The sequence below is a fragment of the Microbacterium sp. MRS-1 genome, assembly GCF_000585455.1.
Classification (GTDB): domain Bacteria; phylum Actinomycetota; class Actinomycetes; order Actinomycetales; family Microbacteriaceae; genus Microbacterium; species Microbacterium laevaniformans.
Genome location: NZ_JAUF01000064.1, coordinates 1 through 22,905, shown reverse-complemented (window position 1 = coordinate 22,905; position 22,905 = coordinate 1). Strand labels below are relative to the sequence as shown.

Here is a 22,905-nt window from a genome sequence, read left to right as displayed (position 1 = left end):
CAGGCGGGGGTGTCGCGGTCGCGGCCGTGCCACAGGTCGGCGCACTCGATGCGCGCGGCGCCGTGAGCACGCAGGAAGGCGCCGGCACCGGCGTCTCCGGTCAGCTCGTCCGCCAGCTGCGACCAGTGGGCGCGACCGATCAGCACGGGGTGGCCCGGACGCCCCCGATACACGGCCTGACGGAGGGCGTGCGCCTCGGCATCCCGCATGATCCGTCGGCACGCGGATGCCGGGAGCTCCGGCACGTCGACGGGAACGAGCAGCGCGGCCACCGCGCTCGACGCGGCGGCGGCGTCGAGCCCGGCACGTACGGATGCCGAGAGCCCCTGCTCCCACGCGGCGGCGGACACCACGACGGCATCCGGAGGGACGAGCCGTCGCGCCTCGTCGGCGGCGGCACCGAGCACGACCACGATCGGATCGCAGCCCGCGGCGCGGAGCGCACCCACCGCGCGCGCGACCCACGGTGCGCCCGCGGGCGTTCGAGCGAGCGCCTTGGGCCCACCGAAGCGGGTTCCCGCGCCCGCGGCCAGGACGATGCCGCAGACCGTCACGGCACGACGGCGGACGGCACGACGGCGGACGCCGCGACGTCGGCGGCGATCGGCGCGCACACCGCGGCGCCCACTGGGGGCCGCACCGCCGACACGGCGCCTCCGCGTCCGGCGGCATGGATCGGACCGGCCAGACCCGACAACCGTGCACCCGACCCGCCGCGGCGGTCGGCGACGATCTCGGCGAGGATCGACAGGGCGGTCTCGTCGGCGCAGACGCCGCCGAGGTCGAGGCCGATCGGCGAGCGCAGTCGTGCGAGCTCGGCGTCGCCCACGCCGGCGTCGCGGAGGCGGCGGAGCCGGTCGTCGTGGGTGCGGCGGCTGCCCATGGCCCCGACATAGTCGGCGGGCGAGCCGAGCGCGACCCGCAGCGCGGGAACGTCCAGACGCGGATCGTGACTCAGGACGCAGATCGCCGTGGCAGCGTCGAGCCGCTCGCCGGCCAGATAACGGTCGGGCCAGTCGACCACGACCTCTGCCCCGGGAAAGCGGTCGGCGTTGGCGAAGACCTCCCGCGGATCGACCACGCTCACCCGCTGCCCCATCGCCTGACCGAGTCGGGCGAGCGCGACGGCGAACTCCACGGCGCCCACCACGATGAGCCGCGGGCGTGCGCCCACCTCGACGACGATCGCGTCGGCGTGCGGCGCGGCATCCGCCCCCGACGCGTCGGCGGTCCCGTGCTCGACGACACCCGTCCCGCGGAGAGCGCCCGACGTCACGAGACGGAAGCGGGTGGGGATGCCGGCGGCATCCCGCTCGGCCAGCAGTGCGAGCTGGGCCGCCGCGGCGCTACCGGGCGGCACGGGACGCACGAGCACCTCGACCGCTCCCCCGCAGGTGAGGCCCGCGGCGAGGCCCTCGCCGTCGCTGTAGCCGAAGCTGTCGACCGACACCGCTCCGCTGTCGATCGCCTCGAGACACCGCTCGTAGACGGCGCCCTCGACACACCCGCCCGACACGTTTCCGAACACCCCGGCATCCGAGACGATCATGCTCGCCCCGACCGGCCGCGGCGCGCTGCCCGAGACCGCGACCACCGTCGCGATCGCGAACACGCGCCCGTCGCGCACCCACTGGGCTGCCGGGGACAGGATCTCGCGCATGGTCGTCACCGTAATCGCCGCTCGTTGCGAGCCTGTTGCGTGCGCGTGAAACACGGGCGAAACGGCACTCTGTTTCACTCGAACTCGATCCGGTCCGCGCACCCGACGCCGCGGACGGGACGCGAAACAGATCGGAGCGACACATCGACATCACCACCGTGCGCTCGTTCCGGACGGCGCGCACCCGTGACGACCTCCGGCTCGCCGAGGGCGAGACGATCATGGCGGGCGGCACCTGGCTGATGAGCGAGCCGCAGCCCGCAACGACCGGTTTCGTCGACCTCACCGGCATGGGCTGGCCCGACCTCGACGCCGATGCCGAGGGCCTGCGCATCGCCGCGACGTGCACCATCGCACGCCTCGTCGCCTTCTCGCAGAAGGCCCCGGCACCGTGGACCGCCGCCGCGATGATCCCCGATGCCGCGAACGCCCTCCTCGCCTCGTTCAAGATCTGGAACACCGCCACCGTCGGCGGCAACGTCTGCCGCGCTTTCGCGGCGGGCGCGATGGTGTCGCTGTGTGCCGGGCTCGACGGGATCGCCGAGATCTGGAGCGGCGAGGGCGACCGTGAGCTTCCCGTCGCCGAGCTCGTCACCGGCAACGGCACGACCTCGCTTGAGCGCGGCGAGGTGCTGCGCGCGATCCGCCTGCCGGCGGACGCGCTGCGCTCGCGCGCCGCGCTGCGCAAGATCGCCCTCGCCGAGCACGGCCGCTCGGGAGCCGTCGTCACGGGCCGGGTCGACCCCGACGGCGCCAGTGTCTTCGGGGTGACGGCGGCGACCTGGCGTCCCACGGTGCTGCGCTTCACCGCCCTGCCGGATGCCGCGACACTCGCCGCCGCCGTCGAGGACTGCCCGGGGTACTACACCGATCCGCTCGGGTCGGCGGACTGGCGTCGGGGCGTCGCCGTCGCACTCGCGGAGGACATCCGGAGGGAGCTCGCATGAAGTGGGGCGTCGACGGCGCCGAGGTGGATGCCGAGCCGCGTCCGGGCCAGTGCCTGCGCACCCTCCTGCGCGAAACGGGCCACACCGAGGTCAAGAAGGGGTGCGACGCGGGCGACTGCGGCGCCTGCACCGTGCTGCTGGACGGCGAGCCCGTGCACTCCTGCCTCATTCCCGCCAGTCGTGTCGAGGGTCGACACGTCACCACGGCGGCCGGACTCGCACCGGGCGATGAGCTGCATCCCGTGCAGGAGGCGCTGGCCAGCGGCTTCGGCTTCCAGTGCGGGTTCTGCACGCCGGGGATGAGCGTGACGGCGTCGACGCTCTACGAGAGCGACCTCGACGACCTCGACCGTCGCATGAAGGGCAACCTCTGCCGCTGCACGGGGTATCGCCCGATCCGCGAGGCGATCATGACCGCGGTGCGCGAGACAGGACGGTCGGGCCGGCGGGGCGGGGCGGATGCCGCGGCATCCGAACCGGGCATCGTCGGCCGCTCGGTCGCGCCTGCCGCCGGCCCGCGGCTGACGCAGGGGCGCGAGAGCTTCACGTTCGACCTCGAGCCGGGTCACCCTGCGGCCGACGCCCTCGTGCTGCGGCTGGTGACGAGCCCGCACCCACACGCGCGGATCACGGCGATCGACACCATGACCGCCCGCGCGGTGCCGGGCGTCGTCGCGATCTTCACGCACGCCGACGTCCCCGACGTGCGCTATTCCACCGGGCGGCATGAACACCGCACCGACGATCCCGACGACACCCGCATGCTCGACGACGTGGTCCGCCACGTCGGGCAGCGGGTCGCCGCGGTGGTCGCCGAGACCGCCGAGGCGGCGGATAAGGCGTGCCGGCTCGTCCGTGTGGACTACGAGCCCCTCCCCGCTGTCTTCGACCCGGACGAGGCGCGCCGCCCCGGCGCTCCGCTGCTGCACCCCGACCGCACGCCGGCCGACCGCGTCGACGAAGCGGAGCGCAACGTCATCGCGAGCGTTCACGCCGGGCCCGACGCCGCCGAGCTCGAGGCCGCCCTGGCCGCGAGCGCCGTGACGGTGACCGGGACGTGGCAGACCGCGCGGGTCACGCACGCGCAGCTGGAGACCCACGGCTCGATCGGCTGGCTCGACGACGACGGCCGCCTGGTGCTGCGCTCCTCGACGCAGGTGCCGTTTCTGGCGCGCGACGAGATCGCGCACATCTTCGGCCTGGACCGCGACCGCGTGCGCGTGCACACGGCCCGCCTCGGGGGCGGATTCGGTGGCAAGCAGGAGATGTTCACCGAGGATCTCGTCGCGCTCGCGGTGCTGCGCACCCGCCGCCCGGTGGCGTTCGAGTTCAGCCGCGCCGACGAGTTCCAGCGGGCCGCCGTCCGGCATCCGATGCGCGTGACGGTCACGCTCGGCGCGGATGCCGAGGGGCGGCTGACCGCGATGGCGATCGACCTGCTGAGCGACACGGGCGCGTACGGCAACCATTCGCGCGGCGTGATGTTCCACTCCCTCGCCGAGTCGACGACGATCTACCGGGTTCCGCTCAAACGGCTCGACGCGGAGGTCGTGTACACGAACAACGTGCCGTCGGGCGCGTTCCGCGGATACGGGCTCGGGCAGGTGGTGCTCGGCGTGGAGTCGGCGATGGACCAGCTGTCGGAGCGTCTGGGCATCGACCCGTTCGAGCTTCGGCGGCGCAACGCCGTCACGCCGCAGGACGACCCGGGCCACGACGACCTGGTGTGGGGCAGCTACGGCTTCGACCAGTGCCTCGATCTCGCCGAGTCGGCCCTCCGCCGCGGCAACGGCGTCGAGGCCCCCGCGGGGTGGCTCGTCGGCGAGGGCGTCGCGGCGGCGATGATCGCCACGATGGCGCCGTTCGGCCACATCGCGCACACGAGCGCCACGCTCCTCACCGACGGCACCTATCTGCTGCGCGCCGGGACGGCCGAGTTCGGCAACGGCACCACGACGGTTCTCCGCCAGATCGCGGTCACCGACCTCTGCGCCGACCCCGACGGCATCGAGCTCTGGCACGCCGACACCGACGCCGTCGCCCACGACACGGGCGCGTTCGCATCGGCCGGCATCACCGTCGCGGGCAAGGCGCTGCACGCCGCCTGCCTCGCGCTCGCCGCGCGAATGCGTGCCCGTGCGGCCGAGCTGACCGGCACGGATGCCGCGGCGGCCCGGCTCATGCCCGACGGCGTATACACGCCCGTTCGCGTCGTGCGACTCGACGAGCTGACGGCGGACGGCGAGCTCACCGCCGACGGCAGCGAGCTCGGTGAGCACCGCTCGCTGGCGTTCAACGTCCACGCCGTCCGGGTCGCCGTCGACCCCCGCACCGGCATCGTCCGCATTCTGCAGTCGATCCAGTCGGCGGATGCCGGATTCGTGATGAATCCCGCGCAGTGCCGCGGACAGATCGAGGGCGGGGTGGCGCAGGGCATCGGCAGCGCCCTGTACGAAGAGGTCATGGTCGAGGACGGCAAGGTCACCACCCCCGTCTTCCGGCTGTACCGCGTGCCCCAGTTCGGTGACATCCCCGAGACCGAGGTCTACTTCGCCGACACCGCCGACGATCTCGGCCCGTTCGGTGCGAAGTCGATGAGCGAGTCGCCGTACAACCCCGTCGCGCCGGCGATCGGCAATGCCATCGCCCGCGCGCTGGGCGCCCGTCCCTACGAGCAGCCGTTCCGCCGCGACCGTGTCTGGCGCCTCGCGTCACACCACCGAAACACGAACGGGCAAACGCCGGAAATGTGAGGCACCTATCGTCTCCAGAATCACCGCAGCCCGTTCTGCATCCACAGCACATGACACCGCACCCGGGAGACCCGATGCCTTCACGCTCCACCCGCCGCCGCGGCGGAATCATCCTGGCGGTCGCCGCCGCAGCCGCCCTCGCTCTGTCCGCCTGCTCGTCGGCGGGAGGCGCAGCCAGCCCCTCGGCATCCGGTGAGGCCGCCAGCTACGGCGACATCAGCGTGCAGTACTCGTGGATCAAGAACGAGGAGTTCGCGGGCGAGTTCTACGCCTACGACAACGGCTACTACGACCAGGCGGGCTTCTCCAAGGTGACGGGCGTCGCGGGCCCCGACACGGGTGTCGCCAAGCTCCTGTCCGGCTCGGTGCAGGTCGCGCTGACCGATGCCGCATCCGTCGGCGCCGCCGTGTCGGAGCAGAGCGCTCCGCTGAAGATCATCGCGACGACCTTCCAGAAGAACCCGTTCACGATCCTGTCGCTGAAGGACAAGGGCAACATCGCGACCCCGAAGGACCTCATCGGCAAGAAGATCGGCGTGCAGGACTCCAACGCCTCGGTCTTCAAGGCGCTCCTCGCTGCGAACGGCATCTCGGAGAGCCAGCTGACGATCGTGCCCGTCGACTTCGATCCGACGCCGCTCATGAACGGTGACGTCGACGGCTTCATGGCCTACCTCACCAACGAGGCCATCACGGTCGAGATGGCGGGATACCCGACCACCAACCTCGCGTACGCGGAGAACGGTCTGCCCTACGTCGCCGAGTCGTACGCCGTCACCGACCAGTACCTCGCCGAGCACAAGGACCTGCTGAAGGCGTTCCTCATCGCGGAGATCAAGGGGTGGACCGACACGTTCACCAAGCCCGTCGACGACACCGTGACGGTCGTCACCAAGCACTACAACGACTCCGCCGCGGCGGGCGATCTCACCTTCGGCGAGCTGAACCCCGCCAAGGTCAAGGCCGGCATCGAGGCGCAGGCGAAGCTCATCTCCACCGACGAGACCCAGGCCAACGGCCTGTTCACGATCTCGGACGACCTGAAGGCCCAGACCCTCGCCTCCCTGAAGGCGTCGGGCTGGGAGCTGACGGCCGACCAGCTGTTCGACACGTCGATCATCGACGAGATCTACGCCGAGCACCCCGAGCTCAAGAAGTACCTCCCCTAAAGAGATGTCCGTGTCATCCACGATGGATGCCGGTGCCGGCGCGACTGCCGCCGGCACCGGCATCCAGATCTCCGGGGTCTCGAAGTCGTTCACGCTGCGCGGCGGACGCTCGCTGCAGGCACTGCAGGACACCGACCTGCACACCGACAAGGGCTCGTTCCTCGCGCTGCTGGGTCCCTCGGGCTGCGGCAAGTCGACGATCCTGCGCATCCTCGCCGCCCTGGATCACCCGACCGACGGCGTCGCGCTCGTCGACGGCGAGACCCCCGACCAGCTGCGCGCCAAGAGCGAGCTGGGTATCGCCTTCCAAGACCACGCACTGCTGCCGTGGCGCAGCATCCGGAAGAACATCGAGCTGCCCTTCGAGGTCGCCGGTCGCAAAGTCGATCGCGGCTACGTCGACGAGCTGATCGACCTCGTCGGTCTGCGCGACTTCGCCGACGCGAAGCCCGCCCAGCTGTCGGGCGGCATGCGCCAGCGCGCGTCGATCGCACGCGCCCTCGTCCTGAAGCCGTCGGTGCTGCTGCTGGACGAACCGTTCGGCGCCCTCGACGACATGACCCGGCAGAACCTCAACCTCGAGCTGCTGCGCATCTGGACCGAGAAGCCGGCGACGACGCTGCTGGTGACGCACGGCATCAGTGAGGCGATCTTCCTCGCCGACCGCGTCGCGGTCATGTCGCCGCGGCCCGGACGGGTGAAGGAGATCATCGAGGTGGACCTGCCGCGTCCGCGGACGCCCGAGATGATGCGCACGCCCGAGTTCCACGCGCTCGTCGACCGCGCCTCCGAGCTGCTGTTCGGACACGACGGCCGCGCCGAGGCCGAGGCGTAGCCGTGGCTCGCGTGCGCGTGCCCGGCTGGGTCGCGGGACTCGTCGGCGCCGTCGTCCTGGTGGGCGTGTGGTGGCTGTTCTCGCTGACCGCCTTCCGCCCGGAGGAGGGGACGAGCTACACGCCCGTGCCGGCGCCATGGGCCGTCGTCGACTGGCTGTTCGTGCAGGGCAACATCGCGGGCGCCTGGGGCGTGTTCCAGCCGACCATCACCGCGGCGGCGATCGGCTACCTCTGGGGCAACGGCATCGCCCTGCTGCTGGCGACGGTCGTGCTCGTCTTCCCGCGCACCGAGACGGTGATCACCCAGATCGCCGTCGTCACCTATTGCCTTCCGATCGTCGCGGTCGGGGGCATCTCGATCGTCGTCCTCGGTGGCGCGAAGAACCCGGGCGATCCGTCGGCCACCGCGATCTTCCTCGCCGCGCTCGTGTGCGTGTTCACGACGGTCGTCGGCGCCGTCCTCGGGTTCACCTCCGCCGACAAGGCCGCGCTCGACGTCGTGCGCGTCTACGGCGGCGGGCGCTGGACGCAGCTGCGCAAGGTGCGCCTCGTCGCGGCGCTTCCCGCCATCCTCACGGCGCTGCAGATCGCGGTGCCCACCGCCTTCCTCGGCGCCGTGCTCGGCGAGTACCTCGGCGCGATCACGGCCGGCGTCGGACCGACGCTCATCCGCCTGCAGGGCCAGCTGGACTCGGCCGGCGTCTGGTCGGTGTTCCTCCTGTGCGCCGTGTTCGCCCTCGTCGCCTACGGACTGTTCGGCCTGCTCATCAGACTCGTCACCCCGTGGGTGGCCGGAAAGGCGGTGTGAGCGTGGACGTCATCGACACGAGCCCCGCAACACCCGCGGCATCCCACGTGGGCACCGCCGACCCCATCGCCGTCGCGCGCCTTCGCGCCGACCGGCGCCGTGGGCTGCGCCGCACCCTGCTGCGCTCGCTCGGCAACGCCGGCATCACCCTTCTGCTGCTGCTGCTGCTCTGGCAGGCGATCGTGAGCCTCACCGGCATCTCCCCCTACATCGCCAAGGGCCCGCTGGATGTGTGGACATTCCTCGTCACGGCGCCGAAGGCGGAGGCCAACCGCGCACAGATGTTCCCGCTGGTCGGCCAGACGCTGCTCGACGCGTGGATCGGATTCGTCGTCGGCATGATCGTCGCGATCGTCCTGGCGATCGCGTTCAGTCTGTCCAAGGCGATCGAGGCGGGCGTCATGCCGCTCGTGCTGCTGCTGCGCACCATTCCCCTGGTGTCGATCGCGCCGGTCATCATCCTCGTCACGGGACGCGGGACCCCGGCATCCGTCGCCGTCATCGGCACCGTCGTGGTTCTCTTTCCGGCCCTGGCCAACGTGCTGTTCGGGTTGAGCCGCGCCAGCCAGCAGAGCCTGGATGTCGTGCACGTCTTCGGCGGCGGCCGGTTCACGGCGCTGCGCAAGGTCAACCTGCCCGGAGCGCTGCCGTCGGTGTTCGCCGCGGCGCGCGTGTCGGTGCCGGGAGCCGTGACCGGTGCGCTGCTGGCGGAGTGGCTCTCGACCGGCACGGGCATCGGCGGGTCGATCCTGAAGTTCAACGCGCAGGCGCAGTTCGCCCAGCTGTGGACCTCGATCGCGCTCATCACGCTGATCACGCTCGTGCTCTACAACCTCGTGCAGATCGTGGAGAACATCGTGCTGGCCCGCATGGGCATGGCTGCCGGGCGCTGAGGCCGCTCCGCGCACCCGGCTCACCTCCACCCCCACGCCTCGCCTCCCGCCTCCCGCCTCCCGCCCCCGCCTCCCGCCGAACCGAACTGCAAGGTGGGCGGGTCGACACGCCGTCGGCGACGGCGCGGATGCCGCGTGTCTCACGGCATCCCTTGCACTTCGGCCGGGCGGGGGCAGTGCGGGTGGGGGGTCAGTGCGGGTGGCCGCGGAGGGGAATGACGGCGGCGGGCAGCTCGTGCACCTTCGCGGAGGCCTCCTCGGCGAGCGGGTTGGTCGAGACTCCGTCAGCGTTCACGAGACGACCGCCGACGTAGACGGCCTTCAGATTGCGCGTGCTCATCGCCAGCACGTACGAGCGCACCGGGTGCCAGAGCGGCCCGACGTCGGGGCGGCGCGGATCGACCACGACGAAGTCGGCGAACTTGCCGACCTCGAGCGAACCGACGCGGTCGGCGACGCCCATGATCTCGGCCGATCCGAGGGTGTGCAGGCGGAGCATCTGCTCGGGCATCATCGACAGCGGATCCTTCGTGCGCGCCCGCTGTGCGTAGATGCCGATGCGCATGTTCTGCCACGGATCGCTCACGTCGGTGCAGGCCTGGTCGTCGAGACCGACGCCGACCTTCATCCCCATCGCGAGCATCTCGGGCACGAGCGCGGTGCCCGAGGCGAGACGGCCGTTGGATGCCGGCTGCCACGACATCGCCGCGCCGCCGGCGACCGACTGCGCGATGATCTCGGGCGTGGTCTGGATGAAGTGGCCGAACACGAGCCCGAGCTCGAGAGCCCCGGCATCCCGGTACAGCGCGAACTTCGACTGCTGGTGCTCGACGGCCTCGGGCGACTCCAGGAAGTGCGCCTGGTTCGTGACGCCGAAGCGGCGCATCGCCTCGACCTCGAACGCCGCGGCATCCGGGTGGGGAGACCACTGCACCTGGCCCATGATCGACGAGCCGAGCGCGTAGTCCGCATCGAACGTGCGGGTGTAGGCGACCTCGGCGGCGAAGCGGTCGAACACCTCGTCGGGAGTTCCGGCGGTGACGTCCATGCCGGCGGCGTCGACGAAGCGGATGCCGGAATCCCGCGTGCCCTCGGCCTGACGCCAGTGGTACTCGAGGCCCCGCAGGCCCGCGGTGCCGGTGCGCTTGCCGTCGACCATCGGCTCCCACGCCTGCAGCGGGTCGGTGAAGTTGTACGCCGTGGTGACTCCGTTCGAGAGGAAGTCGAGGGAGCCGTGCAGCGTCGCCCAGTAGAGCTGATCGGCGCTCATGTGCGCGGTGGTGCCGAGCATCGCGTCGCACCACCCGTAGAGGGTGTCGGCGACGCCGAGGCCGCGCAGACCGCTCGTGAACAGGTGCGAGTGGCTCGACACGAACCCGGGGGCGACGAAGGCGCCCGCGACGTCGAGGGTCTCGTCCGCGGTCGTGCCGACCGGCGGGGTGCCCGCGCCGAGGGCCGCGATGCGGCCATCGTCCCCGACCAGCATCCAGCCGTCCTCGACGTAGCCCGGGTCGTCCGTTCCGGCCGGGACGGTGATCAGACGGGCGTGCGTGACGAGGAGCGACATGCTGGGCACGCTAATCAGGCCATGTTTCCGACCTGTCACGGCGCGGAAACACCCGTGCACGAAGCGGAAACACGGGCGGATTAGCGTCTGGTCATGTCGCGATTCACGGTCACGGTCTTCTGCGGATCCTCCCCGGGCTTCGACCCGGTCTACGTCGAGGCGGCGCGCGCCGTCGGCACGGCGATCGGCCGCTCCGGCATGGCGCTGGTCTACGGCGGCGGCCACGTCGGCCTGATGGGCACGGTGGCGGATGCCGCCCTCGCCGCCGGGGCGGAGGTCACGGGCATCATCCCGCGGGCGCTGCAGGCGCGCGAAGCCGTCAACGAGGATCTGACCGAGCTGATCCTCGTCGACACGATGCACGAGCGGAAGATGCTCATGGCCGACCGCGCGAACGCCTTCCTGGCCCTGCCCGGTGGCCCGGGAACGCTCGAGGAGCTCACCGAGCAGTGGACGTGGGCACAGCTCGGCATCCACGACAAGCCGGTGGGACTGCTCAACGTCGACGGGTACTTCGACCCGCTGCTCGCGTTCGTCGCGAACATGCGCGACCGCGGCTTCACGCACCCCCGCTACACCGACATGCTCGTCGTCGCGACCGAGGCCACTGAGGCGCTGGCACGACTGCGCGACTACGTACCCCCCGCGCGCACCGAGGCCTCGCCGGGCGCCGAGATGACCGGCGCGATGGCGTTGCCCGTGCGCCCCTGAGCACGGTTGCGGACCGCGTCCGCGTCCGCGTCCGTGAGACACCGGTTGCGCACCGACGCACCGGTACACAGACCGTGTTTCGGTGCACAGGCGGTGTCTCGCGGTCGGAGGACGCGACGGCGGGTCAGATCCGCTCGGTGCCGCGCAGCAGCACGGCTTCGGCGAGGGCGCGGATGCCGTGGGCCACGTCGCCCGCGGAGACGGACTCGTCCGGGTGATGGCTGATGCCGTCGGGGTTGCGCAGGAACAGCATGCCGACGTCGGTCACCGCTCCCAGCGACATGCCATCGTGCCCGGCGCGGCTGAAGATCGCCGGCGGCGCGTCCGACCGCGGCGGAAGGGTCGCGCGGATGCCGCCGGCCACCACGTCCTGCAGGAGCGGCGCACAGAACACCGCCGGAGCGCTGTGCACCTCGCGCGAACGCCAACGCAGGGCTCGCCGGCCCATGATCTCGTCGAGCTCGCGTGCGAGCGCATCCCACACGCGGTCGCGCTCGCCGTCGAACTCGCCGCGCAGGTCGAGCGAGAACTGCACCTCGCCCGGGATCACGTTGACCGCGCCGGGGAACGCCTCGAAGCGCCCGACGGTGCCGACGATGTGGTGCTCGGCCGAGCAGATCCGCTCCACCGCGAGCGCGGCCTCGCTCGCGCCCAGCAGCGCGTCGCGACGCATGTCGTAGGGTGTGCCGCCGGCGTGGCGGGCCTCACCCTCCACCACCAGCTGGAACCGCCGCGCCGACGCGATCGACGAGACGACGGCGAGGGGCTCCCCGGCCCGGTCCAGCTCGGGACCCTGCTCGATGTGCGCCTCGAGGTACCCGACCAGCTCATCGGGCCGACGGGCGGCCTCGCCGACCCGCCCCGGGTCGAGCCCGAACTCGAGGAACGCCTGGCGAAGGCTCACACCGTCGGCATCCGCCAGATCCCACCACGCGTCGCTCCACGTGCCGGCGACGGCGGAGGATCCGAGCAGCGCCTTGCCGAACCGGGTGCCCTCCTCATCCGAGAACGCGACGACCTCGATCGCGAACGGCAGCGGCACGGTCCAGCCGTCACCCGTGCCCTCGCCCGCCGGCACGCGCAGCAGACGCACCACCTCCAGCGCCATCAGCACCCCGGCGATGCCGTCGTAACGCCCGGCGTCGAGCACCGTGTCCAGGTGCGAGCCCAGCATCAGCGCGGGAGCCGCCGGATCGCCGATGCGGCCGACCTGGTTGCCCGCGGCATCCTGCCACGTGCGCATGCCCAGCTCGCGCATCCATTCCGCCGCCAGCCGGTTGACACGGGCGTGCTCGGGCGAGAGGTAGACGCGCTCGATGGATGCCGCATCCGCGCTCACCCGCGCGAGCTCCTCACACCGCGCCATCACGCGGCGCGCAGCGGTCGCGATGACGTCGGGCGCGGCGCGCAGGAGGGATGCCGAGCTCACGCCGTCTCCGCCGACACGGCGACGGCCGCACTGGTGCGCGGCGCGTGCAGCGCCACGGGCGCCGCGGCGAACACGTCCGCGGCGGCCTCGACGCCGCCACCGGCCGGAACCGCGGCCCCGAACCGGCGCAACACGCTCTCGAGGGCGGTGAGGGTGGTGAGCACGGCATCCTTCCGGGCGTTGTAACCCATGGTGCCGATGCGCCACACCTTGCCGTGCAGCGGGCCGAACGAGGTGCCGATCTCGATGCCGAAGTCTTCCAGCAGGGCCGACCGCGCGGCATCGCCGGGCACGCCGGCGGGGATCTCGACGGCGACGACGTTGCTCATCTTGTGGGCGACGTCACCGAAGACCACCAAGCCCAGCGCCTCGACGCCGGCGAGCATCGCTCGTCCCGCCAGCTCGTGGCGGGCGATGACGGCGTCGCGGCCTTCGAGAAGCAGCAGCCGCGCGCACTCCCGCGCGCCGTAGAGCATGCTCGTCGCCTCGGTGTGGTGGTTGAGTCGGCGCGGACCCCAGTAGTCGAGGATCTGCCCCAGGTCGAAGTAGTTCGAGCGCACGAAATCGGCCGACGACTCGTCGCCGGGCTCGCGGATGCCGGCCTCGATCTTCTTCCGCGAGCGGATCACCGCCACCGCCCGCGGGCTGAGCGTGATCGGCGACGATCCGCTCGGACCGCCCAGGCACTTCTGCAGGCCCGCCGTCGCGGCATCCAGCCCCCACGCGTCGGCCTCGAAGGCGTTGCCGCCGAGCGATGCGGTGGCGTCGGAGTAGAAGAGCACCCCGTGGCGACGGCAGATCTCGCCGATGTCCTCCAGCGGCTGCAGCATCGTCGTCGAGGTGTCGCCCTGCACGAGGGCGAGCAGCGTCGGCTTCACCCGCACGATCGCCTCCTCGATGACGGATGCCGGGAACACCTGACCCCAGTCGGTCTCGATCGTGTGCACCTCGGCGAGCGCCCGCTCGGCGATCTCGGCCAGCAGGTGTCCGAACCGGCCGAACACGGGGACCAGCACCCGGTCGCCCGGCTTCACGAGCGAGACGATCGCGGCCTCGATACCGGCACGGCTCGTGCCGTCGACCAGCAGGGTCGCCTCGTTGCGGGTGCTCCACACCCCGCGATACAGCTCCTGCGTCTCGGTCATCGTCGCCGTCATGAACGGGTCGTATTGGCCGACGAGCGGCGCCGACATGGCGGTCAGGACGCTCGGGTACGCCGAGATCGGCCCCGGGCCCATCAGCAGCCGCGCGGGCGGGGCGATCGGGCCGGGGAGGTTCGTCGGGCCGGGCGAGGAGGTGCTGCTCATACGGATTCCGTTTCGGTGATGCGGGCGTGGAGGGCACGGCCGAGGCGCACGAGGGCGATGTCGGCGCCGGCGCGCGAGACGAGGCTGACGCCGACCGGTGCGGGGCCGCCCGCAACGTCGACGGTGAGCAGGGGCACCGACAGGGCGGGCAGGCCGCCGACGGCGGCCGGGGTCGTCAGGCGGAGGGTGTCGGTGCGCACGGCATCCACCTGCGCACCCGTGGCCGAGCGCGAGGGCGCCGGCCCGGGCACCGTCGGCAGCAGCAGCACGGCGTCGCGGACGAGCGCGTGCAACGTGTCGCGGAGGGGTTCCAGGGCGGCTCGGGCGGCGGACTCGTCGGCGGCGGTGACCGCGGCGGCGGCGCGGAAGCGCGCGGCCACGGCGGGTCCGGTCGAGCCGGGGTGGGCGCGCAGCCAGTCGCCGTTGTTGCGCCAGGCCTCCGCACCCTGCACCGTCCGGAACGGCACGAGATAGTCGTCGAGGTCGCCGAGCGAGACCTGCTCGATCGGCAGAGCGGATGCCGCGATCAGCTCCTCGAACGCCGCGCGCGTGGCCGGCTCGGCGGCGGCGAGCGCCTCGGTCGGCACCCGGAACCGCCACGGGAGGTCGGCGGCGGAGGCCCCGAAGACGGAGTCGGTCGAGTCGGAGCCGTCGTAGCTCAGACACCAGTCGGCGACCGCCTGCAGCGTCGCGCCGTCGCGGGTAAGCCACCCGACCGTGTCGAAGCTCTGCGCGAGAGGCAGCAGCCCCTGCCGCGGCACGAGATCGTGCGTCGTCCGCAGGCCCCACAGGCCCTGATACGACGCCGGCACGCGCACGGAGCCGGCGGTGTCGGTCGCGAGGGCGATGTCGGCGTGGCCGAGCGCGACGGCGGATGCCGGTCCGCTCGACGAGCCGCCCGGCAGCGCGCCCGGCACCGCGGCGTTCGGCGGGGTGCCGTAGTGCGCGTTGTCACCCGCGATCGAGTACGCGAATTCGTCGGTGCGCGCGATGCCCCGCAGCGACGCTCCGCCGCGCAGCAGGTCGCCCACCGCGGGGGCGCTGGTGGTCTCGGCGCGGGCGGAGTCGAGGTAGGTCGGGTTTCCCGCACCGATGCGATAGCCCTTGATCGCGAAGAGATCCTTCACGGCGACCGTGAGGCCGGACAGCGGCCCCTCCCATGCGCCCTGGTAGAGCGGGTCGCCGACAGCCCGCCAGATCGAACGGTCGAAAGCCGCCGAGCGGGGGGTGACGTGCGCGGCCGTGATGAGCCACCGCCCGTCGATCTGCTCCCACACCTGGGTCTGCAGGCCGGTGCCGCCCGCCGCGAACCGGGAGACGGCGACGATGAGCGCGACCCCCTCGGCGAGCGGCCGGTACTCGACTCGCTCGATGGTGCGAGCCGACACCCCGCCGCGAGCGCCGCGGAACGCGCTGATCGCGTCGTGTCCGACCAGCAGCCCCGCGCCATCGCCGCGGAGCGTGCGGTCACCGTGAGCGAACGCGGCATCCAGGGCGTCGAGGTCATTCGTCAGGATCGCCCGCTCGTACCCCTCGAACGCCGCGCGCAGCTCGTCGGGCATGGTCTGAGCCGCCGTCACGGGCGCCCGCCCCGGTTCATGGCCCCGCGTGCACAACTCCGGAGTTGTGGTCCCGGACGGCCGAAAACAGCCCGGGATGGGCCCGTGGGCACCGAATCTCCGGAGTTGTGAACGGCGGCAGCCGGGCGGGGAGCGGCGGCAGCCGGGCGGGGAAGGGCGGCGACGCCGCGGGGAGCGGCGGCAGCCGGGCGGGGAACGGCAGCGACGCCGCGTGCACAACTCCGGAGTTGTGGTCCCGGACGGCCGGAAACAGCCCCGGACGGGCCCGTGGCCACCGAATCTCCGGAGTTGTGGACGGCGGCGCGCGGAGGCGGCGACATGCCGCGGCGGCGGCGGACGGTCACGAGGCGTCCTCGCCGACCAACCAGGCCGGGCGGACGGCGGCGAAGTCCGCCTCGCGGATGCGGGCGTGCACACCGCAGACGATGTCGACGACCTGCGAGATGTCGAAGTCGGTCGCGGCCGACAGGTACGCGTAGGCCAGGTGCTCGGCCATGCCGTAGCGCGCCTGCAGCAGATCGAGCGCGGCCCGCACGGCCTTGCGCATCGCCTCGTCGAGATCGACGTCGAGCCCCGTCGGCACGAGGTACTCGTCGGTGCGGACGAGCGGGCCGGTCACCTCGCCGAACGACGCGAGCGCCTCCGCGCGCGGCACCACGTCGAAGCGCAGCGTGGCGCGCAGCGACGCCTCGAGCGCGGTCAGCGCGACCTCGCCGTCGCCCTGCGCGAAGTGCGGGTCGCCGACGTACGCCAAGGCGCCGGCCACCTGCACCGGCAGGTACAGGACCGCGCCCTCCACGAGCAGGTTGATGTCGATGTTGCCGCCGTGCGCGCCCGGGGGAACCGAGTGGGGGCGCTCGTCGCCCGCGACGGCGACCCCCATCGTCCCGAGGAACGGGGCGAGCGGGAACCGCACGACGCGCTCGCCCCCGTCGACCAGGGGCAGGATGCCGCGACCGTCCGACACCGGCGTGAACACGCTGACGTTCTCGGGCCCGCGCGGGAGCACCCCGACGAGGGCCCCCTTGCCGTGCCGGTTGGAGATGACGCCGTACGGCACGCGCGGGGCCAGGTCGACGACGGTGATCTTCAGCAGGTCACCGGGGTCGGCCCCCTCGACGAAGATCGGCCCGGTGACCACGTGCGGCCCGTCGAGCGCGGCGTCGCGTGCGACCGTCGCGGCGATCTCGATCGCGTCGGTGAGCACGTGTGCGGCCGGCACCCCGTGGCCGGTGAAGTACCCCAGGGGGTCCTGGCCCTGATCGGGCAGGATGCCTTCGTGGCTGACGGTGTCGATCGTCACCGTCTCGCCGGCGGCGATCCTCAGCACGGGCGCATCGGCGGCGCACGGCAGCCGTCCCCAGAGCACCGTCTCCGGGGATGCCGGGAGGTAGTGCGCGCCGGCGATTCGGCCCGATCCGGGTTGCAGGATGTCGATGGTCTCGGTCATGATGTCGCTCCTTCGCGCATCGGGTGGGCTGCCGTCGCGGGCGCTGCCCCGGCATCCGCACCGGCCAGCAGCTCGATCCCCGGCCGGGACCGCGCATCGTCGTCGCCCGCACGGTACACGACGGTGCCGCCGACCACGGTGGTCACGACGGCGCCGCGCATGGCGCGACCATCCCACGGTGACAGCTTGTGCCGGTAGAGCAGGCGGTGCGCGTCGACGGTCCACGACCGTTCCGGCGCGAAGACGGTGAGGTTCGCCCGTACGCCCGGCGCGATGACGCCGAGTCCCGGCATCCCGGCGATGCGGGCCGGTCCGGTCGTGAACAGCGGCAGCAGGCTCTCCAGCGGGATGCCGCGGCGCGCTGCCTCGGTCCAGACGCTCGCGAACCCGGTCTGCACGCCCGCGATGCCTCCCCACGCCAGGCCGAAATCGCCGCCCCCCGCGGTCTTCAGCGCAAGAGTGGCGGGTGAGTGGTCGCTGACGATGGCGTCGATGGTGCCGTCGAGCACGCCCTCCCACAGCAGGTCCTGGTTGGCCCGACTGCGGATGGGCGGGCAGCACTTGAACGCGCTCGCGCCGTCGGGAACCTCTTCGGCCGACAGGGTGAGGTAGTGCGGGCAGGTCTCGACCGTGAGGCGGATGCCGTCGGCCTTCGCCGCGCGCACGGCGTCCAGCGCCTGTCCGTCGGCGACGTGCACGATGTGAGCCCGGGCCCCGGTGGCGCGGGCCGCATCGATGACGGCGGCGATCGCCGCCTCTTCGCTCACCGGCGGGCGGCTGCGCAGGAAGGTGTCGTAGTGACGTCCGAGTTCGCCCGCCGGGCCCGCGCCGACCTCGACGGCGGCCTCGTGCAGGTGCGCTTCGTCTTCGGCGTGCGCGATGAGCAGGCCGTCGAAGGCGGCGATCTCGGTGAGCGCGGCGAGCAGGCCGGCGCGGTCGAGGTGACCGAACTCGTCGATGCCGCTCGGCACGAGGAAGCACTTGAAACCGACGACGCCAGCACCGGCGAGATGGCGCAGACGCCCGAGGTTCTCGGGGACGGCGCCGCCCCAGTAGCCGACGTCGACCGCGAGCTTGCCCGCGGCCGCGGCCCGCTTGGCGGCGAGCGCCTCGGGCGTCGTCGTGACGGGCACCGAGTTCAGCGGCATGTCGAACACGGTCGTGATGCCGCCCGCCGCGGCCGCGGCGGTACCGGTCGCGAAACCCTCCCAGTCGGTGCGTCCCGGCTCGTCGAGGTGCACGTGCGAGTCGACGAGTCCCGGCAGCAGCACCTCGTCGGCGCCGAGCACGTGGACGTCGGCGGATGCCGCGGCATCCGCTTCCGCCGAGCGCCCGGGCAGGGTGACCTCGGCGATCACGCCGTCGACGATCCGCACCTCGGCGGAGCGGAACGCCCCGTCGATCCAGGCGCGTTCGGCGCGGATCACGCTCACATCTGCCACAGCATCGCCTCTCGTGCCCTCGGTTGCGGATGCGGCGTCATCGCGGCGTCCGAAGACACGTCAGACGCTATCGAGGCGTCGTTTCGCGGGTGTTTCCGCACGGGCGGGGGCGCGTACTCGCCCCGAGAGCCGGTGCGCACACCCATGCGTGCCATGCCGATCGCGAGCCCCACGGCGGCGGCGACCCCGTCGATGACGGGAGCATCGACACGGGCCGACAGTCGCGCGCAGAGGTCCGCCATGCCGGCGCACCCGAGCACGATCGCATCGACCGGGTCACCGGCCGCCCCGGACGCCCCGACCGCGGGAGGATCAAGCGCGGCCCGGCATTCGCGTTCGATGCGGGCCAGGGTGTGCTCGTCGGGCTCCTCGAGGGCGAGCACGGGGATCTCCACGGCGCGGTACTGCGCGCAGGCGCGGTCCATGCCGTAGCGGGCGACGAGGTCGCGGGCCCGTCCGAGCGTGCGTCCCAGCGTCGTCACGATCGCGAAACGGCGCCCCGCGATCGCCGCGACGTGCATGGCGGCTTCCGCGATGCCGATCACCGGCACCTCGACGAGTTCGCGCGCCGCGTCGAGGCCGGGGTCACCGAAGCACGCGAGCACGTACGCGTCGCTGCCGCCGGTGGCGAGGTCCGCGCGGACGAGCTCCACGACGGCCGCGGCCGCCGCCACCTCGTCGACGTGGCTCTCGACCGCCGCCGGTCCCCGACCGGGTTCGGGGCAGACGGCGACGATCTCGGCATCCGCCCCCGCCACCTCCCGAGCGGCGGCCGCAATGGTCGCGGTCATCGCCCGGGAGGTGTTGGGGTTGATCAGGAGGATCCTCACGGGGTGCCGGGTCCCGCCGTCGTGCCGGTGACGGCGGCCACGGGGATCTCGGCCGAGATGGCGGGCGGCTCGGCCGCAGCGGTCGCGGCGGCGCCGTCGATCGTGCCGTCGGAGACGCCGTCGCTTTCACCGTCGAACGTCGGCACCCGCGGGTCGAGGCGCTCGAAGAGCACGAACGCGGCGTAGCCCAGGCCGCAGCCGATGAACCAGCTGTAGTCGCTGATCCACGAGATGTCGAACAGTCCCATGTCGGCGAACAGCTTCGGGAAGACACCGAGGAAGACGGCGGGGATGCCGGCGACCAGCAGCGCCTTCATCGCGTTCGGGTTGAAGCCGCGGCGGTACCAGTAGGGGCCCGTCGGGTCCATCGTGAACATCGCATCGGTCTTGATGCGCTGGCGTCCGGCGACGTAGTAGCCGGCGATGAGGATGCCGAACAGCGGACCGATGAGCGCCCCGAGCAGGCCCAGCGTGTAGTGGATCGCGTCGTCGTTGGAATACCAGTTCCAGGGGGTCAGGAACACCGACCCGACGGCGGCGATCATCCCGCCGGCGCGCCACGAGATCTTCTTCGGGGCGACGTTGGAGAAATCGAACGCCGGCGAGATGAAGTTCGCGACGATGTTGATGCCCACCGTCGCGGTGACGAAGGTCAGGCCGCCGAGGAGGATCGCGAACCAGCCGTCGATGGCCTCGACCGTCTTGATCGGGTCGGTGATGAGCTGGCCGAAGACGGGGACGGTCGCCGACGCCGTGATCACGGTGAGCAGTGAGAAGAAGAGGAAGTTGATCGGCAGACCCCAGAAGTTGCCGCGCTTGACCGCCGCGAAGCTCTTGCCGTAGCGGGCGAAGTCGCCGAAGTTGAGCATCGGGCCGGAGAAGTACGACACGACCAGCGCGATCGCGGCGCACATCACCGGGATAGACGACCAGAAGTCCAGCTGCTTGGTCGACAGGTTGAACGAGATGTTCTGCCAGCCGGCCTGCGACACGAGGTAGACGGCGAGCGCGATCATCACGACGTAGACGGCGGGGCCGGCGAAGTCGATGAAGCGACGGATGACCTCCATGCCGTTCCAGAACAGCAGGAACTGCGCGACCCACAGGATGCCGTAGGAGATCCACCCGAGGGCCGACAGCCCCAGGAACGACACGTCCAGCAGCGCGGCCGAGCCGGGGATGAACTTGAGGAACACGATGTTCAGCGACTCTGCGGCCAGGAACGTCTGCACGCCGTACCAGGCGATGGCGATGAGTCCACGGATGATCGCGGGGATGTTGGCTCCGCGGATGCCGAAGATCGCCCGGTTGACGACGGGATACGGCACACCTGTCTTCTGACTGGGCTTGGCGACGAGATTGGCGAAGTACTGCACGATGACGATGCCCACCAGCAGCGCGATCAGCACCTGCCAGCTCTGCAGGCCCAGCGCGAACAGCGAGCCGGCGGTGACGTATCCGCCGACGGAGTGCACGTCGCTCATCCAGAACGCGAAGATGTTGTACGCGCTCCACTTCTGCTTGCGCAGCGGTGCGAGGTCCTCGTTGGCGAGGCGCTCGTCGTACTGCGGCTTCATGTTGCCGGCGCCCGTGGGCATGCCGGCGGCTTCGACGATGTCGTAGACACCGGTCGACGGTGCGGTCGATGCTGGGGTCAGAGAGGTCATGGGTACCTTCCAGGGGTTCCGAGTCGGTGACGAAGGTGGGCGGACCGCGACGTGGAGTCCGTGGCCTGGGTGGTGCGTAATGTGAAGCTATTACTTCACCCTGCCGGGGCGATTTCGCTCATGTAACGGCTGTGTGAAGTTGGCTCTTCACATGTGACGAACAGGTGAAGCCCGATCGGGGCGCCGCCCGCTCGGCATCCGCGCCCGATACGATCGCGACATGAGCCGCGCCCCCGCCGTCGATCCGCCGGAGCTCGATGCCGACCGTGCCGAGAGCGCGGGTGACGGGGTCGGTGAGCGGCTGCGCGCCCTGCGGGTCGCCCGCGGCATGTCGGCGCGCGACCTCGCTCGCCGGCTCGGCATCTCGCCCAGCGCGGTGTCGCAGATCGAGCGCGGGGTGATGCAGCCGAGCGTTTCGCGCCTGATCGCCATCACCGACGAGCTCGACGTGCCGCTGACCTCGGTCTTCGACCCTTCCGGGTCGCAGGCGCCGACCACGCCGACGAGCTTCGGGCTGCGCCGCGCCGAGCACGACACGGCGATCGTGCTGGACGACGGCGTGACCTTCCGCCGCATCTCCCCCGTGCCGACGCCCGGCGTCGACTACTTCGAGTCGACCTACCCGCCCGGTGCGACCGCCCACAGCGACGCCGGACTCTTCCGCCACGAGGGCTACGAAGTCGGCACCGTCGTCTCGGGCGAGCTGACCGTCGACTTCGACGACGAGCGGGTGGTGCTGCGCCCGGGCGATGCCATCAGCTACCCCTGCTCGCGTCCGCACCGACTGCACAACACCTCCAGCGAGCCCGTCGTCGCCCGCTGGCTCGTCGTCCACGGAGCCCGCTGAGCATGGCCGCCGAGATGAGCATCGACGCGTTCGACGCGCTCACGGTGGATGCCGCGGCATCCACCGTCGGCGTCTGGGCCGCCGTCCCCGCCTGGGTCGACGCCGTCGTCGCGGGGCGTCCCTACGGAACGCGCGACGCGCTGATCGCCCGGGCGGGCGCGCTCGCGCGCACCTGGACGCGCACCGAGCTCGACGCCGCCCTCGCCCACCACCCGCGCATCGGCGAGAAGCCGCGCGGCGCGGGAGCCGACGCCGAGGCGTCGCGCCGCGAACAGGCGTCGATGTCGTCGGCCGCGGCCGCGACGGCGACCGCGATCGCCGACGGCAACGCCGCCTACGAGGAACGCTTCGGCCGCGTCTTCCTCATCCGTGCGGCCGGACGCACGCCCGAGCAGATGCGCGACGAGCTCGAGCGCCGCCTCGACAACGACGACGAGACCGAGGCCGCCGAGGCCCTCGACCAGCTGCGCGAGATCGCGCTGCTGCGGCTGGAGGCGGTGATCGCATGACCCACCTCACCACGCATGTGCTCGACGGCGCGGCCGGAGCCCCGGCATCCGGCGTCGACGTGAAGCTCCTCGACGCCGACGGGACGACCGTGGCGAGCGGGCGGACGGATGCCGATGGCCGCCTCGCCCTCGGACCCGACGAGCTGTCCGCGGGTACCTACGCGCTGGTGTTCGCGACGGGGCCGTACTTCGCAGCCCGCGGCACCGAGACGTTCTATCCGTCGGTCACGGTGGCCTTCACCGTCGCCGACACCCGCCACTACCACGTGCCCCTGCTGCTCAGCCCGTTCGCCTACTCGACCTACCGCGGCACCTGACCCCCCTCCCTCGCAACGTCCGCCCTCCCCCACGACGGCCGCCCTCCTCCGCGACGTCCGCCCTCCTCCGCGAGACACGGGCTGTGCACCGAGACACGTTGTGTGCAGCGGTGTCTCGGTGCGTAGACCGTGTCTCGCGGACTGCGGGGGCGGGCGGCGGGTGGGCGGGGGGGCGGAGGCGGG

At 71.9% G+C, this 22,905-nt stretch carries 20 protein-coding genes; 10 read left to right on the top strand and 10 right to left on the bottom strand.

Translation table 11 applies throughout. From position 1 onward, the window contains the following. Window positions 1-554: nucleotidyltransferase family protein (locus AS96_RS11340; RefSeq protein ID WP_036289786.1), on the bottom strand; the 554-nt coding region annotated here is incomplete at its 3' end. Continuing rightward, the gene (locus tag AS96_RS11335) at window positions 551-1,660 is read right to left on the bottom strand and encodes an XdhC family protein (RefSeq protein ID WP_036289784.1); all 1,110 of its coding nucleotides are present in this window, start codon (window positions 1,658-1,660) and stop codon (window positions 551-553) included. The genes AS96_RS11335 and AS96_RS11340, both read right to left, overlap by 4 nt. 158 nt (window positions 1,661-1,818) lie before the next feature. Here AS96_RS11335 and AS96_RS11330 point away from each other — a divergent pair, with 158 nt between their 5' ends. The 6 genes from AS96_RS11330 to AS96_RS11305 all read left to right on the top strand — a co-directional run bounded on the left by AS96_RS11330 (window position 1,819) and on the right by AS96_RS11305 (window position 9,066). Next, window positions 1,819-2,607, top strand: a complete 789-nt coding sequence (locus AS96_RS11330) for an FAD binding domain-containing protein (protein WP_231477245.1) — start codon at window positions 1,819-1,821, stop codon at window positions 2,605-2,607. Then, a complete protein-coding gene (locus AS96_RS11325; RefSeq protein WP_036289778.1) occupies window positions 2,604-5,360 on the top strand; it encodes a molybdopterin-dependent oxidoreductase in 2,757 nt (918 codons plus the stop codon). Before AS96_RS11330 ends, AS96_RS11325 begins: the two co-directional genes overlap by 4 nt. Before the next feature lie 74 nt (window positions 5,361-5,434). Continuing rightward, a complete protein-coding gene (locus AS96_RS11320; protein WP_005051690.1) occupies window positions 5,435-6,529 on the top strand; it encodes an ABC transporter substrate-binding protein in 1,095 nt (364 codons plus the stop codon). Window positions 6,530-6,551: 22 nt separating this feature from the next. Beyond that, on the top strand, window positions 6,552-7,364 hold the full coding sequence (locus AS96_RS11315) for an ABC transporter ATP-binding protein (protein ID WP_036289780.1): 813 nt from the start codon (window positions 6,552-6,554) through the stop codon (window positions 7,362-7,364). A 2-nt stretch (window positions 7,365-7,366) separates the two neighbouring features. Further along, window positions 7,367-8,173: an ABC transporter permease gene (locus AS96_RS11310; RefSeq protein ID WP_036289776.1), complete on the top strand. Its 807-nt coding sequence runs from the start codon at window positions 7,367-7,369 to the stop codon at window positions 8,171-8,173. Window positions 8,174-8,175: 2 nt separating this feature from the next. Next, a complete protein-coding gene (locus tag AS96_RS11305; RefSeq protein ID WP_036289775.1) occupies window positions 8,176-9,066 on the top strand; it encodes an ABC transporter permease in 891 nt (296 codons plus the stop codon). Window positions 9,067-9,256: 190 nt separating this feature from the next. Here the strand turns inward: AS96_RS11305 and AS96_RS11300 are convergent, their stop codons facing one another. Further along, on the bottom strand, window positions 9,257-10,633 hold the full coding sequence (locus AS96_RS11300; RefSeq protein ID WP_036289773.1) for an amidohydrolase family protein: 1,377 nt from the start codon (window positions 10,631-10,633) through the stop codon (window positions 9,257-9,259). A 93-nt stretch (window positions 10,634-10,726) separates the two neighbouring features. Here AS96_RS11300 and AS96_RS11295 point away from each other — a divergent pair, with 93 nt between their 5' ends. Then, window positions 10,727-11,344 carry a TIGR00730 family Rossman fold protein gene (locus AS96_RS11295; RefSeq protein ID WP_005051679.1) on the top strand — a complete coding sequence of 206 codons (618 nt, stop codon included), beginning with the start codon at window positions 10,727-10,729 and terminating at the stop codon, window positions 11,342-11,344. A 124-nt stretch (window positions 11,345-11,468) separates the two neighbouring features. On the opposite strand, the gene AS96_RS11290 is transcribed toward AS96_RS11295, so the two are convergent. The 7 genes from AS96_RS11290 to AS96_RS11260 form a co-directional block, all read right to left on the bottom strand. Then, a complete protein-coding gene (locus tag AS96_RS11290; protein WP_036289771.1) occupies window positions 11,469-12,773 on the bottom strand; it encodes a Zn-dependent hydrolase in 1,305 nt (434 codons plus the stop codon). Next, the gene (locus AS96_RS11285) at window positions 12,770-14,080 is read right to left on the bottom strand and encodes a pyridoxal-phosphate-dependent aminotransferase family protein (protein ID WP_036289769.1); all 1,311 of its coding nucleotides are present in this window, start codon (window positions 14,078-14,080) and stop codon (window positions 12,770-12,772) included. The genes AS96_RS11290 and AS96_RS11285 overlap by 4 nt, the downstream gene beginning before the upstream one ends. Next, complete coding sequence (locus AS96_RS11280; RefSeq protein WP_036289767.1) at window positions 14,077-15,642, bottom strand: AtzH-like domain-containing protein; 1,566 nt, start codon at window positions 15,640-15,642, stop codon at window positions 14,077-14,079. The genes AS96_RS11285 and AS96_RS11280 overlap by 4 nt, the downstream gene beginning before the upstream one ends. A 358-nt stretch (window positions 15,643-16,000) precedes the next feature. Beyond that, window positions 16,001-17,110 (bottom strand): acetamidase/formamidase family protein, encoded by a 1,110-nt coding sequence (locus AS96_RS11275; RefSeq protein WP_005051673.1) that lies wholly within the window; start codon window positions 17,108-17,110, stop codon window positions 16,001-16,003. After that, on the bottom strand, window positions 17,107-18,552 hold the full coding sequence (gene allB, locus AS96_RS11270) for an allantoinase AllB (RefSeq protein ID WP_036289765.1): 1,446 nt from the start codon (window positions 18,550-18,552) through the stop codon (window positions 17,107-17,109). The genes AS96_RS11275 and allB overlap by 4 nt, the downstream gene beginning before the upstream one ends. Beyond that, window positions 18,540-19,382, bottom strand: coding sequence for an aspartate/glutamate racemase family protein (locus AS96_RS11265; RefSeq protein ID WP_036289762.1), 843 nt, complete (start codon window positions 19,380-19,382; stop codon window positions 18,540-18,542). Before AS96_RS11265 ends, allB begins: the two co-directional genes overlap by 13 nt. After that, window positions 19,379-21,049, bottom strand: a complete 1,671-nt coding sequence (locus AS96_RS11260) for an NCS1 family nucleobase:cation symporter-1 (RefSeq protein WP_036289760.1) — start codon at window positions 21,047-21,049, stop codon at window positions 19,379-19,381. Before AS96_RS11260 ends, AS96_RS11265 begins: the two co-directional genes overlap by 4 nt. Window positions 21,050-21,269: 220 nt before the next feature. Here AS96_RS11260 and AS96_RS11255 point away from each other — a divergent pair, with 220 nt between their 5' ends. From AS96_RS11255 to uraH, 3 genes are read left to right on the top strand one after another with little or no spacing between them, the layout of a single operon-like run. Next, window positions 21,270-21,896, top strand: coding sequence for a helix-turn-helix domain-containing protein (locus tag AS96_RS11255; protein ID WP_016463960.1), 627 nt, complete (start codon window positions 21,270-21,272; stop codon window positions 21,894-21,896). A 2-nt stretch (window positions 21,897-21,898) separates the two neighbouring features. Continuing rightward, window positions 21,899-22,405, top strand: coding sequence for a 2-oxo-4-hydroxy-4-carboxy-5-ureidoimidazoline decarboxylase (gene uraD / locus AS96_RS11250; protein ID WP_036289758.1), 507 nt, complete (start codon window positions 21,899-21,901; stop codon window positions 22,403-22,405). Continuing rightward, window positions 22,402-22,722 carry a hydroxyisourate hydrolase gene (uraH, locus tag AS96_RS11245; protein WP_036289756.1) on the top strand — a complete coding sequence of 107 codons (321 nt, stop codon included), beginning with the start codon at window positions 22,402-22,404 and terminating at the stop codon, window positions 22,720-22,722. The genes uraD and uraH overlap by 4 nt, the downstream gene beginning before the upstream one ends. Window positions 22,723-22,905: the final 183 nt, after the last annotated feature.